The sequence below is a fragment of the Kribbella flavida DSM 17836 genome (assembly GCF_000024345.1).
In the GTDB taxonomy this organism is placed as follows: Bacteria; Actinomycetota; Actinomycetes; order Propionibacteriales; family Kribbellaceae; genus Kribbella; species Kribbella flavida.
The window spans coordinates 5,805,596-5,821,329 of record NC_013729.1 but is presented as its reverse complement, the minus strand read 5'-3'; the positions used below and the strand labels follow the sequence as shown (position 1 = coordinate 5,821,329).

Genomic DNA, 15,734 nt, shown 5'->3' with positions numbered 1-15,734 from the left:
GCGGAAGGCGTTGTGGGGTGTTGGTGTGAACGGCGTGGTACTCGCGGGGCGTTACCGGTTGCTGAGCCTGCTCGGGCGAGGTGGTGCCGGTGAGGTCTGGCAGGCCGAGGACACCGTGCTGGCGCGTCAGGTGGCGGTGAAGCTGCTGCGCGCTCTCGAGGGCGATCCGATGGACGCGGTGCAGCGGTTCCGGATCGAGGCCCAGGCCGCCGCCCGGCTGCAGCACCCGAACGTGGTCGCGACGTACGACGTGGGGGCCGCCGACGACCACGTGTTCCTGGTGATGGAGCTGGTCACCGGCACCGATCTGGCGCAGCTGCTGCGGTCCGAGGGGTTGCCGACGACGAAGGTCGTCGCCGACGTCGCCGTCCAGGGGGCGCGGGCGCTCGACGCGGCGCACGCGGCCGGGATCGTGCACCGCGACGTGAAGCCGGGCAACCTGCTGCTGGCGACCGACGGCACGCTCAAGATCACCGACTTCGGCCTGGCCCACACCGGCAGCCTCAACGGCGCGACCGGGCAGGTCCTGCTCGGCACGGCCGCCTACATCTCGCCGGAGCAGGTGCGCGGCGGCAAGGCGACCCCGGCGAGCGACTGGTACTCGCTGGGCTGCGTCCTGTACGAGCTGCTCGAAGGCGTGCCGCCCTTCGTCGCCGACACCGTCGAGCAGGTCCTCCGCCAGCACCTGGAAGCCCCGCCACCCCCAGTACGCCGTACTGACGCCGCGCCCGGCCTGGGCGAGCTCGTCCTGCGGATGCTCGCCAAGGACCCGGCGCAGCGGCCGTCGTCCACGGCCGAGGTCATCGCGCACCTCAACAACCCGGCGGGCAACGCCACCCAGGTCCTGCCGTTCGGGGCGCCGGCTGGTGAGCCGGTCCGGCCTTCGCTCGACGAGGAGCTGCTCGGAGCACCTGCTGCCTCGCTGGACGACGAACTGCCCGGCGACAACCGGGCAGCGAGCGCGGCACCGGCAGCCGCAGGACATGCGGGGCCACGACGGCGACTGCCGTTCGCGAAGGTCATCGCGGGCACAGCCGTCGTACTGGCCGGCGTGGTCGCGGCAGCCCTGCTGCGGGAGGGCGTCTCGACCGATCCGCCCGCGCAGGCCGGCGGCACGCCGACGGCCACGCCGACCGTGGCGAAGGTGAGCACTCAGCCCAAGCCCAAGCCGACCCCGACCCCGACGCCGACCGCCAGGCAGTCGAAGCCCAAGGACACCCCGACTCCGAAGAAGCCGAAGAAGAGCCCGGAGAAGCCCGCGGAGACCGGCCCGGCTCGATCCCTGCGCGCGCTGGCCGAGCTGCTCCGCCAGGGCGACCCCAATCGCTCGGTCCGCGAAGCCGCCAAGGACCTCGACGAGGCGGCCAAGGCGCTGGCGGAAGGCAAGAACGACAAGGCCGCCGACAAGTACCGCGACGCCGTCCGCCGCCTCGCGATGGCCCAGCGCACCAACCGCTGGCAACCCACCCGGGAAGAAGTCGTTCTCGTCACCACCCTCAGTCGCACCTTCAGCCCGTACGTGAGCAACAACGGCGACCGCGACAACGACCGCGACGACGAGTGACCCCACCGCGATGAGCTCTGGACGAGTGGTGGTGGACGAGCCCGCCTGGGTTCACTACGGGCAGTTGTACGTCGAGAGCCGTGAGGACTACTCCGACCTCGGGGAGTGCTTCGGCGGTCAGCAGAACGGGCTGTGCGGCGCGGCGGTCGACGGGAAGCTGTTCCTGATCACCGGCCTGCACACCGGCAAGGTCGGCTTCACCGTCGAGGTCCACGACGACGCGCCGCCCGTCGACGACCAGTGGGAGGAGATCGTCGAGGCGTCGTTCAAGCCGGAGGGTGACGCCGTCCTGGTGACTTGGGGCGGTGAGCAGCGGTGGCGACTGGGTCTTGCGTCGATCGACCACCGGGTGCGGTACTGCGGTTGGGGAATGGACGCCGGTCACCAGGCCGACTCTGGGTCGAACGATGACGATGCGCCGGTCGATCGCTATCTGCTGCAGTTCTGGCCGGCCGCCCCTACGCCGGATCGCGTGGTCAAGCAGACCGGTGCCTACGCGGCGTACTGGCACGCGGTCGCGAGTCCACAGCCGCCTCCGACAGCTCAGGTCGGCTAGCTCGCGCAACAGATCGCGGCCGCGGGCGGGCGTGAGCCACCTGACGGTGTGTGGGTGGTGGGAGTCACAGCGGGTGTCGGGGTGGGCCGGGATGCTGGGGTTCGCGATACTCGCGAGTAGGCGATCTCGACGCAAGGAGCCGCAGATGAGCAGGTTGCAGCAGACCGAAGGACTCACCGACGTCCAGGAGGAGATCCTGAAGACGGTTCGGGCCTTCGTCGAGGCGGAGATCCTGCCGGTGGCCACCGAGCTGGAGCACCAGGACGAGTACCCGACGGCGATCGTCGAGGGGCTCAAGGAGCTCGGCCTGTTCGGGCTGATGATCCCCGAGCAGTACGGCGGGCTCGGGGAGTCGCTGCTCACCTACGCGCTCTGCGTCGAGGAGATCGCCCGTGGCTGGATGAGCGTGTCCGGCATCATCAACACGCACTTCATCGTCGCGTACCTGCTGCTCCAGCACGGCACCGACGAGCAGAAGCAGAAGTACCTGCCGCGGATGGCGACCGGCGACGTGCGCGGCGCGTTCTCGATGTCCGAGCCGGGCTGCGGCTCCGACGTCGCGGCGATCAAGACCAAGGCCGTCAAGAACGGTGACAGCTACACGGTCAACGGCCAGAAGATGTGGCTGACCAACGGTGGTTCGGCCAACCTGGTCGCGGTGCTGGTGAAGACCGACGAGGGCGCCGACTCGGTCTACAAGAACATGACCACGTTCCTGGTCGAGAAGGAGCCGGGCTTCGGCGAGGTCGACCAGGGCCTGACCGTGCCGGGCAAGATCGAGAAGATGGGCTACAAGGGCGTCGACACCACCGAGCTGATCTTCGACGGCTACCGGATCGACGCCGGCCAGATCCTCGGCGGGGTCCCGGGCAAGGGCTTCTACCAGATGATGGACGGCGTCGAGGTCGGCCGGGTGAACGTCGCGGCGCGCGGCTGCGGAGTGGCCCGGCGGGCGTTCGAGCTCGGCATCTCCTACGCCCAGCAGCGGGAGACCTTCGGCCGGAAGATCGCCGAGCACCAGGCGGTGCTGTTCCGGCTGGCCGACATGGCGGTCAAGGTCGAGGCCGCGCACGAGCTGATGGTGAAGGCGGCCCGGAAGAAGGATGCCGGCTCCCGCAACGACTTCGAGGCCGGCGTCGCGAAGTACCTGGCCAGCGAGTACTGCTCGCAGGTGGTCGAGGACTCCTTCCGGATCCACGGCGGCTACGGCTTCTCCAAGGAGTACGAGATCGAGCGGCTGTACCGCGAGGCGCCGATGCTGCTGATCGGCGAGGGCACCGCCGACATCCAGCGGATGATCATCGGCCGCCGGCTGCTCGAGGACTACAAGCTCTGACCGGGACTACAAGCTCTGGCCGCTGGCCCTGCCCTCCAGCACCATCCGGCCCAGGGCGGTGAGGTCGTGCCGGACCGCCTGCCCGGCTCGCCGGGTGGTGATCAGCCCGGCGTCGCGCAGCACCCCCGCCTGGCGGCTGGCGCCGGCGAGGGAGATCTGGCAGCGCTGAGCCAGCTCGGTCGTCGTACAGCTGTTGGCGATGGCCTCCAGAGCGGCGGCGCGGGTCTGGCCGAGCAGGGCGGCCAGCGGGCGTGACTGGCCGCCGGCCGAGCGGCGGTGCAGGGCTCCGGGTCCGTGCTGGACCGGGTAGACCAGCACCGGCTGGAGCAGCGGGTCGCGCAGCTTGGTCGGTTTCCGCCAGCAGAACACCGACGGTTGCAGACGAAGACCGCGTCCCTCCAGGTGCAGATCCTGGTCCGGCAGCCCGTCGACCTTGAGGACCGGCGCTTCCCAGCGAACGGCCGGATGTAGGTGGCCGAGCAGGTGGTCCACCCCGGCCGCAGCGAGATGCCCGACCTTCTGCTGATGATCGGCGCGGACGAGCGAACGCAGGGAGTCCCAGTACGGCGCGATGCCGTGCCGGTGATAGACGTGCAGCGTTTGGCCGAGTCCCTTCACGACGTCACCGTGCCCGTTGACCAGCTCCCGGATCCAGCCCGAGCCCGTTCGGCGTACGGAGAGTAGCTCGAGCTCCTGCTGGAACCGGCGACGGGAAGTGGACAAGACCTGCTCCACGCCCTCTTCGAAGGTTTTGCCCGGATGGGCGGGCGTCAGGAAGTCAGGGGAGTACCCGCGCGGCGGTGTGAGCTGCAGCAGTTGCGCGACCTGCTTCGGAAGCTGCCTGCGCGTGCTCTCACGCCAGTGGCCGTAGTGGCTCCAGCCGTCCTGCACCTGCAGCTGGTGCAAGCTGAGCAGGACCTCCCAGAGCGGGTCCGGCTCCTCGGCGACCGTGGTCCGGGCCAGGTCCTGGCTGGTGAAATGGATGCGCAGCACGAGGGTCTCCCTTCCTCGGCGACCATCGTGCCGGGCTCCGCTTTCATTCCGCTGTCACCGACGCTGCCGATCAGCGGCCCGGGGGACCTCAGTTCGCGACGGCCGGCAGAGTTTCGCGCCGGAGACCGCCCGAGCCGTGGCCGGAGAGCAGCCAGATACCGAGCTGGGTGATCTCGTGCCGGACGGAGGCGCCGTCGCGCCGGGTGGTGATCAGCCCGGCCTCCCGCAGTACGGTCGCCTGGTGGCTGGCCGCGGCTGGGGAGATGTTGCAGCGCTTGGCCAGCTCGGTCGTCGTGCAGCCCTCAACCGCTGCCTCCAGCGCCGCCGCCCGGGTGGAGCCGAGCAGAGCGCCGAGCGGGTTGGACGGGGCGGACGCCTCGGTCGACGACTGGCGGAGAATGCCCGGTGCGTGCTGGATCGGGTAGACCAGGATCGGCTTCAGCTCAGGGTCCTGCAGCTTCGTCGGCACCTGCCAGCAGAACGCCGACGGCTGCAGCTCGATCCCGCGGCCGTCCAGGTAGAGGTCGCGGTCGGTCATGTCGAGCACCTGCAGCACCGGAGCCACCCAGCGAACTCGCGGGTGCAGCGACGACAGCAGCCGATCCACGCCGTGCCGGGAGAGCGCCTCACCGCGATGCGCCCGGTCGGCCGAGACATGAGTGCCGATGGACTTCCAGTACGGCGCGATGGCGGCGTCGTGGTACGTCCGGATCGCGTGGCCGAGCTTGCGCATCGACGACCGCTCGCCCTCGGCCAGCTCGCGGGTCCACGGCGAGACAGGGCGGTAGTGGCTGAGCAGGTCGAGCTGGCTGCGCACCTGCTGCCTGGGCGTGGACAGGGCGAGCTCCAGCGCGCTCTCGAAGTCGGCTGGGCAGTCGGCCGGGGTCAGGAAGTCGGGGGAGTAGCCCCGCGGTGGCGTCAGCTCCAGCAGCAGCCGCATCTGGTCCGGAGCGACCGTCGTACGCACGTGCCGGCGCCAGTCCTCGAACACCAGCCGGCCGTCGGAGTGCTGCAGCATGTGCAGGCTGAGCAGCACCTCCCAGAGCGGGGCAGGCCTGGTCGCAATCGTCACCTTGGCCAGGTCGCGCGGGGTGAAGTGAATGCGTAGCACGGGCCCTCCCGGCAGCCTCGTACGTCGGGCGGCGTCCGCTGGGCGGGGTCGGTAGCACATCGTGGCGGACCGCTGACCGATAGCGATGGGCGCATTGAACCAGGTGCCTTCGGGCGGCACAACCGTTCGCGGGGACCCGGTTCAGGCCAGTGGCGGCCATGGCACCAGGCTGCCAGCTCAGAGCCAGCGGTTGCGTTTGAAGAGCCGGTAGAGCACGGTGCAAGCGGTCGCCATGCCGCCCAGCACCACGTAGTACCCGTACTTCGTGCTGGTCTCCGGCATGTGCTCGAAGTTCATTCCGTAGACCCCCGCGATCAACGTCGGGACGGCGATGATCGCCACCCAGGCGGAGATCCGGCGCATGTCCTCGTTCTCCGAGACCTGCACCTGGGCCAGGCCGGCCTGCAGGATGGAGCTGAGCAGCTCGTCGAACGAGACCACCTGCTCCTTGACCCGGAGCAGGTGGTCGTCGACGTCGCGGAAGTAGTCGCGGATCTCGTCGGCGATCAGCGGGTGCCGCAGGGTGGCCAGGGCCCGCATCGGTCCGGCCAGCGGAGCGACCGCGCGCTTCAGCTCCAGCACCTCGCGCTTGAGCTGGTAGACCCGGTCGATGTTGCGCCAGCCGCGCGGGCTGAACATCTCGGTCTCGATCACGTCGATGTCGGACTGGACCGAGGCCGCCACCGCCAGGTAGCTGTCGACGACGTGGTCGGCGATCGCGTGCAGAACCGTGCCGGGGCCGGCCGCCAGCCGCTCCGGCGTTCTCTCCAGCACCTGCCGCAGCCCGGCCAGCTCACTGTGCCCGCCGTGCCGCACGGTGATCACGAAGCCGGGGCCGCAGAACACCATCACCTCGCCCGACTCCACCACCTCGCTGGTGGCGGTCAGGTCGTCGTGCGGCACGTAGCGCACGGTCTTGAACACGGCGAACAGCGTCTCGCCGTACCGCTCCAGCTTCGGGCGCTGGTGCGCCTCGGTGGCGTCCTCCAGGGCCAGCGGGTGCAGGCCGAACTCCTCACCGACCACGGCCAACTGGCGCTCGTTCGGCTGGAACAGGCCGATCCAGACGAAGCCAACGCCGCGCCGGGCGCGCGCCAGGGCATCCACGTAGTTGCCGTCGCGGGTGTCCCGGTGACCGTCGCGGTAGTAGGCCCAGTCGACCAGGGCGCCGTCCAGCTTGCCGCTGCCGACCAGGTCGAGTGGCAGCGACCCCAACGGGGTACGGCGGGAGAAGACACGTCCGACGCGGCGTGTCGCGCCCATGTCCCACCTCCGGCTGGTCATCGACGCGAGGCTATCAACGTGCCGAGGCCGCGGCGGCCACTGCGCCGTCACTGCGCCGCTACTGCGCCCGCTACCGGGCGTCGGCAATGATGGGGTGGAAGCAACAGTGGAGAGGAACGACGATGAGCACCCAGGGCATGCCCTCGATGGACCCCCGGCCGACGGGGCTGACGATCGGCACGTACGACACCTACCTGGAGGCGCAGCGCGCGGTCGACTACCTCTCGGACGAGAAGTTCCCGGTGGAGCACACCACCATCGTCGGCAACAACCTGCGGCAGGTGGAGAAGATCACCGGCCGGCTGACCTGGGCCCGGGCGCTCACCGCCGGCCTGGCCAGCGGCGCCTGGTTCGGCCTGTTCGTCGGCGTGCTGCTCGGCCTGTTCACCAGTGAGGGCGGCTGGCTGGCCGCCCTGGTCACCGGTGTGGTGCTGGGCGCGATCTTCGGGATGGCGTTCGGCGCAATCGGCTACGCCCAGCTGGGTGGCCGCCGCGACTTCACGTCCCGGACCGCGGTGGTGGCGACGACGTACGACGTGCTCTGCGACTTCAAGTACGCCGAGGAGGCGCGCAACCACCTGGCCAAGCTGGCTCTCAAGGGTGAGGTCGCGCCGCGCCTTCCCGAGCAGTCCAGCTAGGGCGGGCTGATCAGCTCGCCCTAGCGACGAAGCCGGTCGCCTGCTGGAGCGCGGCCGCCTCGGCCTCATGGCCGCCGGCCGGCTCCAGGACGGCGAGCAGCAGCAAGGCCCGGCAGGCCAGGATCCGGTGCCCGAGCCGGCGCGCGGCCAGCAGCGCCTGCCTGGCCAGCTCGGCCGCTCGGTCACGCTGACCCTGACCGAGGTCCGCTTCCGCCAGCCCGAGCACCGACTCGGCGACCGTTGCCCGGTGCCCGTTGCTGCGGGCGATCCCGCCGGCGGCCTGATGGCAGCGCACAGCGTCGTTCCAGCGTCCCCGCCGACGGTAGATCGTGCCGAGTGCGTTGAGGGCCGCGGCTTCGTGCCAGGGCTGGCCGTTGCCGCGGCTGCGGGTCAGCGCACGACGAGCCCAGCTCTCCGCCTCTTCCAGGTAGCCCAGGTCGGCGTACAGCAGAGCCGCCTCGTACTGCAGCGGCAGCGACTCGTCATCCGACAGAGCAGCCTGGCCGAGATCCCGCTCCGCCTGCTCCAGATCGCCCAGGAGGCGGTACGCGACGCCGCGGTTGAACATGGCCACTGTGCGGCTGCGGACATCGGGTGCGGTGGTCATCGCCTCGTCCGCTGCGGCCAGGGCGGCGTCCAGGTTGCCCAGGTTGCACTCGACGTTGCTGAGGCTGTTCAGGGCGTTCACCATGGCCGCCGGGCTGTCGTACTCACGGAGTCCGGCGATTCCACGCTCCAACAGCTCGGCCGCTCGCGCCGAGTCGCCCTGGTCGTCGTGAGCCATGCCCAGATTGCAGAGCAGTGCCGCGTGGCCCAGCCCGAAGCCGGCCCGCTGGTAGAGCTCAGCTGCCTGCTCCGCCGAGGCGATCGCGGCAGCGGTGTCCCCGCTGACGAACTGCAAGGCGCCCATGCTGTGCAGCATCGCACCCTGCCCGCCGAGATCACGGGTGGTCTGCGCCGCCGACAGTCCGGCGAGAACTGCGGTGCGCCAGGGATCCACGCGGTGGTTGAGCGTCAGGTACTGCCGCAGGACGTCGGCCAGTCGCCACGCGGTCTCCTGCGGCCCATGCTCGGAAGCCCGCTTGATCACCGCGACCAGGCCGGCCTCCTCGTCCTCGAGCCACTGCCTGGCCTCCGCGGCAAGCACGAACATCCGCTCGTCGCTCAGCCGCGGAGTGATCCGCACCGACGGCATGTACTCGAACTGCGTCGCCGCGTCGGCTGTCCGCAGGTACCAGTCGCACAGGCGCAACCAGGCTCCCTCGGCCGCAGGGTGAACGGCCGCGCGTCGTGCGGCGTACAGGCGAAGCAGGTCGTGCATGCAGTAGCGGTCGCGCTGGCGGACCAGGAGGTTGGCGGTGACGAGGGTGTCGAGCAGTCGTCGCGCCACCGCGAGCGTGGTGTCGAGCAGGACGGCGGCTGCCGGTGCCGTGACGTCCGGACCGGGCACGATGCCGAGCAGAGCGAACAGTTGCTGGGACTCCGGAACCAGCGCCTCGTACGAGCGGTCGAACGCCACCTCGACGGCCGCATCCGGCTCGCCGGCCACGGACAGGGCGAACAGCCGGTCGCCGGCCCGCAGCTCCTCGGCGTACGACGCGATCGAGTCACCGGCTTGTGCGGCGAGGTGGCTGGCCGCGATCCGCAGCGCCAGGGGGAGACAGCCGCACAGCTTCGCCAGCTCCGCGGCGGCTTCCGGCTCGCGATCGACCCGCGCCGACCCGATCACCGCCCGGAGCAGGTCGACGGCCTCGTCCACCTCGAGTACGGCGACTGTCGTGCACAAGGCGCTGTCCAGCACGCTCAGCCCGGTCAACTCGTTCCGGCTGGTCACCAGTACGGCGCTGTGCCGCGTCCCCGGCAGCAGTGGACGGACCTGCTGCGAGTCCTTCGCATCGTCCAGCAGGATCAGCACGCGCCGATCCACCAGGAGCGAGCGCAACCGGGCGGAGAGCGTGTCGGCGTCGCCGGTCAGGACCTCGGCTCCGGCCAACTCCAGCAAGGCTCGTAACACCTCGGAGGGATCGCGCTCCGAGTCCCTCGCTCCGTCCAGCCGGACGTACCACTGACCGTCCGGGTACTCGTCCCGCAGCCGGTGCGCCACCCGGACGGCGAGCGCGGTCTTGCCGGCCCCAGGAGGTCCGCTGATGGCAACCACCGGAACACCGGACGGGCTGGTCAGCCGGTCCACGATGGCATCCGCCTCGTCGTGACGCCCGACGAAGTCGCCGATCTCGATCGGCAACTGCCGGTGCACCTGCCAGTCCGGCGGCGGCTGCACGGGCCTCACCTCGGTGTCGGGGTCCAGGTCGTCGCCAGGGCCGTCGCCGGCCAGCACGACGTGGTGCAACCGGCGGATCTCCTCGCCCGGATCGATACCGAGCTCTTCCCGCAACAGCTTGGCCAGTTCGAGGTAGGCAGCCAGGGCGTCGGCCTGCCGGGCGGACCTGTGCAGGGCCAGCATGAGCTGCGCCCAGAACCGCTCACGCAGCGGGTACTGCTTGGTGAGCGCGGTCAGCTCGGCGATCAGCTCGTTGTGATCGCCCTGTGCGAGCCGGGCGTCGACCAGTTGCTCAGTGACCCGCAACCACTCCTCGGTCAGGACAGCGCGCTGGTCCAGCACAGCAGGGTGCTCCAGAGCGCCGGTCAGCGGTTCGCCCCGCCACAACCGCAGCGCCTCGGTCAGGTCCTCGACCGTGCCGGCCGCGGCCAGCTCGCGGAACCGGTCGAGGTCCAGCGCGCCGGGCGGCAGATCGAGCCGGTACCCGCCCGCGACGGTCCGCAGCGTCGCGTCCGGTCCCAGAAGGGCGCGCAGCCGGAATACCGTCGTGTGCAGGGCACCTTGCGGACGGGCAGGCGGCTCACCACCCCACAGCCATTGCACCAGCTCGGTCGCGGTGACCGTCTGGTTGGCGTTCACCAGCAGAGCCGCCAGCAGCGTCCGGAGCCGCGGGGCCCCGATCCGTAGCTCCCGCCCCTCTTCAAGGACCGCGATGGGCCCCAGAAGGCGAAAGACGGCTGTCATGGAGGCCAGTGTCCCCTGACCAAGGGTCGCGACCTTCGAGCAGAGCGTGCCCGAGCCGGGTGGCCCGGTGCCGCACCGACTTGCCGTGCCGCTGGGACAGGATCAGCCCTGCGTCCCGCAGTACGGCGGTCTGGTGGCTGGCCGTCGCGAGCGTGATCTTGCACGCGGCGGCCAGCTCGGAGGTGGTGCAGCCGTTCACGGTCAGGCCCAGCACGAACGCCCGGGTCTTGCCGAGCAGAGCGGCCAGGCTCTGCTCGGAGTCGCCCGCGCGCCGGTCGAGCTGCAGGCCGGTGGGGTTCCCGATCGGGAACACCAGCACCGGGGGCAGCTCCGGGTCGCCCAGCTTGGTCGGAGCCTTCCAGCAGAAGTACGACGGCTGCAGCCGGATCCCGCGACCGTCCAGCCGGACCTCCTCGTCCTGGAAGCCGGCGATTTCCAGCACCTGGTCGCGCCAGCGAGCCTCCGGGTGGATGCCGGCCAGGACCGCGCCGACACCGCCCGACGACAGCTGTTCCAGCCGCTGCCGGTGGTCCGACTGCACCGCGCCTCGCAGCGACGCCCAGTACGGCGCGAGCGCGGAGCGGTGGTAGACGCGGAGCGCATGGCCGAGCCGGTGCAGCGACTCCGGCTGGGCTTCGGCGAGCTGACGGACCCAGCTCGCCGCAGTACGGCGGGGCGCAAGCCTCGACAGGTCTCGGCGGACCCGCTGCCGGGAAGTGGCCAGCACCCGGTCGAGTGTCGCGTCGAAGCCGCCGCTGGGGTCGGACGGGGTGAGGAAGTCGGGGGAGTAGCCGATCGGGGGTGCCAGCGCGGCCAGCGGGCCCACTGTCTCGCGCGGCAGGCGCCTGCGCATCCGCTGCCGCCAGGCGCCGTACGGAACCGGGCCGTCCTCGACCTGCAGCATGTGCAGGCTGAGCAGGGCCTCCCACAGCGGGTCGGGCTCCGCGGCGAGAGTCGTGCTCGCGAGGTCCTCGGCGGTGAAGTGGATCCGCAGCATGGTGTCCTTCCCCCAGGTCGCCGGTAGCGGTCCCAGCCAACCACCGGCCGCTCACCGATCGCTCACCTCCGGGTGACAGCGCGCCCACGCACCGCTGTCGGGCGGTCCGGCGCCTGGTGAGACGAACACCACTCGGCCGGCCAGCGGGCGTGAGAGCAAGACCACTGGCGTGGGGGCTGCCTGGCTGCTGCCGGACCGGGCAGCATGGGCCGGAACGGAAGGAGCACGGATGCAGTTCGGGCGCAGTTACGAGGAGTTCGAGGTCGGCGCGGTCTACAAGCACTGGCCCGGCAAGACGGTGACCGAGTACGACGACCACCTGTTCTGCCTGCTCACGATGAACCACCACCCGCTGCACCTGGACTCGCACTACGCCGAGCAGACCACGCAGTTCGGCAAGAACGTTGTGGTCGGCAATTACATCTACTCGATCCTGCTCGGCATGTCGGTGCCGGACGTGAGCGGCAAGGCGATCGCGAACCTTGAGATCGAGTCGCTGCGGCACGTCGCGCCGACCTTTCACGGCGACACCGTCTACGGCGAGACCGTGGTGCTGGACAAGTGGGAGTCCAGGTCCAAGGACGACCGCGGGGTGGTGCACGTGGAGACCAAGGGCTACAAGCAGGACGGCACGGTGGTCTGCGTGTTCAAGCGCAAGGTGATGGTGCCGAAGAACTCGTACCTGGAGGCGCGGGGCGGCGAACAGCCGGGCCGCCCCACGCCGCTCAGCTAGCTCGGCCGGAGCTCGATCAGTACGGCGGACGGCATCGGCAGGGTGAGGGTGATCCGGTCGCCGGCGCGGGCCAGTCGTTCGCTGCGCAGGACCGCCCGGGCCGCCAGTTGCTTCCACTGCTCGTCGGTCGGCCAGTCACCGACGCCGAGAGCCGTGGCTTCGGCCGCCAGATCACCCGACCCACCTGCCGCTTCGGCGGGGCCGGGGGTCAGGTAGGTGGCTGTGGCGGTCCAGTCGGGGTCGGCGTCTGGCAGCGACAGCTCGATCGTGCGGGTGAGGGCTTCGTCGCCGTTCGCCTTGGTCTGGTCGAGGGTGAGGTTCCACAGCAGGACGGCGACCCGGTCGCGGTCGCGGGACGCCCAGGCTTCGACCAGGCTGTTGGCGCCGTCGCCGTCGAAGGTGACCGGGAGCTCCACCGGGCCGAGACGGCTGAGCAGGGAAAGCGCGTGGTAGCGCGGTTTCGGCAGGCCGCCGACGGTCTGCAGGCCGAAGCCGCCGTGCAGCAGCCGCGGCGGACGGCCCAGCTCCTCGAAGTGGTCGGACGCGACCCAGTACGCCAGCGCGTCGACCCGTCCGGCCGCCGACTTCATGCCGCGCAGCAGGAACACCCCGGAGAAGACCGAGTCGTTGACCGGGTTGAAGTGCGTCGGCGTCACTCCCCACTCCGTCCACAGGATCCGCGCGGCACCGAAGCCGTGCCGGTCCAGCGACGCCCGCACGTCCAGCGGCGGACTCCCGTAGGTGTGGGTGGAGACGAAGTCGACCGGCGACCCCACCGACGCGGCGTGCGCGAGCAGGTCGTCGACCCAGCCGGCCGCCGCCGACGACGGACCACCGACGGCGAGCCGCGGATCCACCGACTTCACCGCGGCCGCCGACACGTCGTACAGGCGCATCCACTCGGCCTTGGTGCCGGACCAGAAGACCTCCAGATTTGCCTCGTTCCACACCTCGAAGTCCCAGCCGAGCACCTCGTCCAGGCCGTACCGGTCGACCAGGTGCTGCACGAGCGCGCGGACCAGCTCTGCCCAGCGCTCGTACGACCGGGGCGGCGAGATGATCGCGCCGTACGCGAAGACGGTTCTCGACGGGTCCGCCGCCAGGTCGCGCGGCATGAAGCCCAGCTCGACGACCGGCCGCAGCCCGATCCCGAGCAGCTTGTCGTAGATCGCGTCGACCACCGAGAAGTCGAGGACCGGCTCACCGTCGACCTCGGTGTAGACCCGGGTGTCGTCGTGGAAGATCGCGTGCGCCCGGACCGTCCGGACGCCGAGCTCGTCGTGCATCCGCCGCAGTGCCTGCTCCAGCTCGACCCCGATCGGCCGCCCGCCGGTGAGATCGGTGCAGAGCAGCTGGCTGAGCCGCTCACTGCCGACCATCGGCGTCCACGGCTTCGGCAGCCCGACCCCCTCGGCCGTCGCGTCGACACGAACCTGAACCACCGGCACCTCGTCGCAAGCCAGCAGTGGAACCGCCCCGACCACCTCACTGGCCCGGCCGGCCACCGTCACCTCGGGCACACTCGCCACGGCGTACCGGTACGCCGTACCGGGCGTGCAGGTGGTGTCCACGTACGGCGGTGCCGGGACCGGCAGGACGTCGCCGCTGTGGTGGTCGACCGGTTCCAGCGGGCCGTCCTCGAGCCCGCGCAGGACCAGGTACCCGACCGCGCCGGGCACCGGTGACCAGTCGATCGTCACCTGCCCGACCCCGCCGACCGCGGTCACCTCCTTCGGCGGGTCGAGATCCGGGAAGCCGAACTCCCGCGCCTCGTCGCTGCGCACCGAGATCCGGGCGTCCCAGTCGCTCTTGGCGTCGCTGTCCATCAACACACCTCCAACAGGTGTCGTCGTGCGTCCGGAGAACCGGCAGGCCGACGTTCTCCGGACGCACTGGGCGGGGCAGAGGAGGTCACTCGAGGCCGGCGGTGAACTCCTCCATCGCGATCAGCGGGCGGACCCGGCGCTCGACCGGGCCACGGCTGAAGTTGCGCCGGATCACGTCGTGGCCGAACACGTTGCCGATGGCACCCATCACCATGGCCTGGTCGAGCGACAGGTAGCGCCTGGCGATCAGCCCGGACCGCACCGCGACCGAGTCGTAGAACCCGCCGCCGGCGTACGCCTTCAGCCGGGTCTCGATCCGGGCCAGGTTGTCGATCGCCTGCCGGGGCGCGTACTGCATCGCCAGGAACGCCGCGTGCGGGGTGACCACGCCGTCGCCGAACGTCGGGTTGGGGTTGACGCCCTCGCGGCAGCCCTCGAACCCGGCGTCGTAGTTCGTCGCCTCCAGGTCCGACGGGTAGCCGCCGGGGTCCATCCCGATCGCGTCCACGCCGTACACGGAGTACCCGCCGCGCGGGTTCGACGCCGGCGAGAAGCCCCAGTAGCCGTACTTCGCCTCCTCCAGGCCGTGCTCGATGTGCGCCCGGACCGTGAGCGGGTGGTTCAGCCCCCAGCTGCGCGGCGCCCAGCGGGACTCCGGCACGAACAGGTCCGGCATCAGCGACTCGAACATGTCGCCGCCCCAGGACGGCACCAGCCGCATCCCGCGATAGCTGTAGGTGCCCTCGAACACGTCGATGCCCAGGTAGGTCCGGTGCACGCCCTTCGGCCGCTGCTCCACCCAGGACCAGTCGCAGGAGTCCGGGAAGGTCCGGTAGGTGGCGAAGTACTGCTGCGGTGGCACCTGCCCGAGCGCGATCCCGATGTACGGCGCGATCCGGGCCTCGGTGTTGCAGGTGTCGTAGTGGAACTTGCGGTAGTACACGTCCGGTCCGGTGCCGGCGTGGTTGCCCTTGTCGGTCTCCTCGTCCGGCGGCGGGGTCTCGAAGAAGCCGCCGCGCATCAGGCCGCCGGGCCGGACGGCGGGGTTGTAGTAGTAGGCGAAGTTCATCTGGCCCAGCAGCGCGTCGGCCAGCCGGCGAGCGCGCGGCTCGGCGTTGCGGACCACCATCAGCGCGGCGGCGAACCAGCCGTTGTCCACGCTGGACACGAACGGCGTGATCGGTTTCGTCCCGTCGGGATCGACCCGCAGCACCTCGCCGGTCGCCTCGTCGTACCAGTTGAAGTACATGCCGCTGGGTTCGTGGTGGTCGACCCGGGTCATCGTGGTCAGGGTCTGGGTGATCCGGCGCAGCGACTCCCGCGGCGAGATGAGGCCCAGTTCGCGGGCGACCACCGTGCTCCACAGGTAGCCACCGATGTTGGTGGGTGAGGTGTAGCCGCTGCGCACCGGGTCGGTGACCGACGCGCCGATGTTGTCGGCCGGCAGCCCGGTCCGTTCGTCGGTCATCGCGACCAGACTGCGCCAGGTGTCCCGGGCCCAGCGGCCGACCAGTGCCTTGTCCTGCCGGCTGGGCTTCCACCCCCCGAGCAGCGACTCGGCGGGGCTGCGCGAGGGTACGGCGTACGCGGCACCGGTGGTGCCGACGAGAGCGGCGGTTCCGGTGGCGGCTAACAGCGTGCGGCGACTGATGGTGGCGGTCATCTACGTCT

General features: G+C 70.6%; 12 protein-coding genes. 5 read left to right on the top strand and 7 right to left on the bottom strand.

The genetic code is table 11. The features are described from left to right. Nucleotides 1-25 precede the first annotated feature (25 nt). The 3 genes from KFLA_RS26755 (at nucleotide 26) to KFLA_RS26745 (ending at nucleotide 3,456) form a co-directional block, all read left to right on the top strand. Nucleotides 26-1,564 (top strand): serine/threonine-protein kinase, encoded by a 1,539-nt coding sequence (locus tag KFLA_RS26755; RefSeq protein WP_148256744.1) that lies wholly within the window; start codon nucleotides 26-28, stop codon nucleotides 1,562-1,564. Nucleotides 1,565-1,574: 10 nt separating this feature from the next. Continuing rightward, complete coding sequence (locus KFLA_RS26750; protein ID WP_012922965.1) at nucleotides 1,575-2,120, top strand: hypothetical protein; 546 nt, start codon at nucleotides 1,575-1,577, stop codon at nucleotides 2,118-2,120. A 145-nt stretch (nucleotides 2,121-2,265) separates the two neighbouring features. Next, complete coding sequence (locus tag KFLA_RS26745; RefSeq protein WP_012922964.1) at nucleotides 2,266-3,456, top strand: acyl-CoA dehydrogenase family protein; 1,191 nt, start codon at nucleotides 2,266-2,268, stop codon at nucleotides 3,454-3,456. 6 nt (nucleotides 3,457-3,462) lie between these two features. Here KFLA_RS26745 and KFLA_RS26740 read toward each other — a convergent pair whose 3' ends face one another. From KFLA_RS26740 to KFLA_RS26730, 3 genes are all read right to left on the bottom strand, one after another. Then, nucleotides 3,463-4,449 carry a winged helix-turn-helix domain-containing protein gene (locus tag KFLA_RS26740; RefSeq protein ID WP_012922963.1) on the bottom strand — a complete coding sequence of 329 codons (987 nt, stop codon included), beginning with the start codon at nucleotides 4,447-4,449 and terminating at the stop codon, nucleotides 3,463-3,465. A gap of 88 nt (nucleotides 4,450-4,537) precedes the next feature. Next, the gene (locus KFLA_RS26735) at nucleotides 4,538-5,560 is read right to left on the bottom strand and encodes an ArsR/SmtB family transcription factor (RefSeq protein WP_012922962.1); all 1,023 of its coding nucleotides are present in this window, start codon (nucleotides 5,558-5,560) and stop codon (nucleotides 4,538-4,540) included. A 177-nt stretch (nucleotides 5,561-5,737) separates the two neighbouring features. Continuing rightward, entirely contained in the window at nucleotides 5,738-6,844 is a 1,107-nt protein-coding gene (locus KFLA_RS26730) for a magnesium and cobalt transport protein CorA (protein ID WP_041289497.1), read from the bottom strand. Nucleotides 6,845-6,966: 122 nt separating this feature from the next. Here KFLA_RS26730 and KFLA_RS26725 point away from each other — a divergent pair, with 122 nt between their 5' ends. Beyond that, entirely contained in the window at nucleotides 6,967-7,482 is a 516-nt protein-coding gene (locus KFLA_RS26725) for a YflT domain-containing protein (protein ID WP_012922960.1), read from the top strand. A 10-nt stretch (nucleotides 7,483-7,492) separates the two neighbouring features. Here the strand turns inward: KFLA_RS26725 and KFLA_RS26720 are convergent, their stop codons facing one another. Beyond that, on the bottom strand, nucleotides 7,493-10,507 hold the full coding sequence (locus KFLA_RS26720; RefSeq protein WP_012922959.1) for an AfsR/SARP family transcriptional regulator: 3,015 nt from the start codon (nucleotides 10,505-10,507) through the stop codon (nucleotides 7,493-7,495). Then, nucleotides 10,464-11,504 carry an ArsR/SmtB family transcription factor gene (locus KFLA_RS26715; protein ID WP_012922958.1) on the bottom strand — a complete coding sequence of 347 codons (1,041 nt, stop codon included), beginning with the start codon at nucleotides 11,502-11,504 and terminating at the stop codon, nucleotides 10,464-10,466. Before KFLA_RS26715 ends, KFLA_RS26720 begins: the two co-directional genes overlap by 44 nt. A 229-nt stretch (nucleotides 11,505-11,733) precedes the next feature. Here KFLA_RS26715 and KFLA_RS26710 point away from each other — a divergent pair, with 229 nt between their 5' ends. After that, nucleotides 11,734-12,237, top strand: coding sequence for a MaoC family dehydratase (locus KFLA_RS26710; protein WP_012922957.1), 504 nt, complete (start codon nucleotides 11,734-11,736; stop codon nucleotides 12,235-12,237). Here the strand turns inward: KFLA_RS26710 and KFLA_RS26705 are convergent. Further along, nucleotides 12,234-14,063, bottom strand: coding sequence for a GH39 family glycosyl hydrolase (locus KFLA_RS26705; RefSeq protein ID WP_012922956.1), 1,830 nt, complete (start codon nucleotides 14,061-14,063; stop codon nucleotides 12,234-12,236). The genes KFLA_RS26710 and KFLA_RS26705 overlap by 4 nt on opposite strands. A gap of 85 nt (nucleotides 14,064-14,148) precedes the next feature. After that, nucleotides 14,149-15,726 carry a glucoamylase family protein gene (locus KFLA_RS26700; RefSeq protein ID WP_012922955.1) on the bottom strand — a complete coding sequence of 526 codons (1,578 nt, stop codon included), beginning with the start codon at nucleotides 15,724-15,726 and terminating at the stop codon, nucleotides 14,149-14,151. Nucleotides 15,727-15,734: the final 8 nt, after the last annotated feature.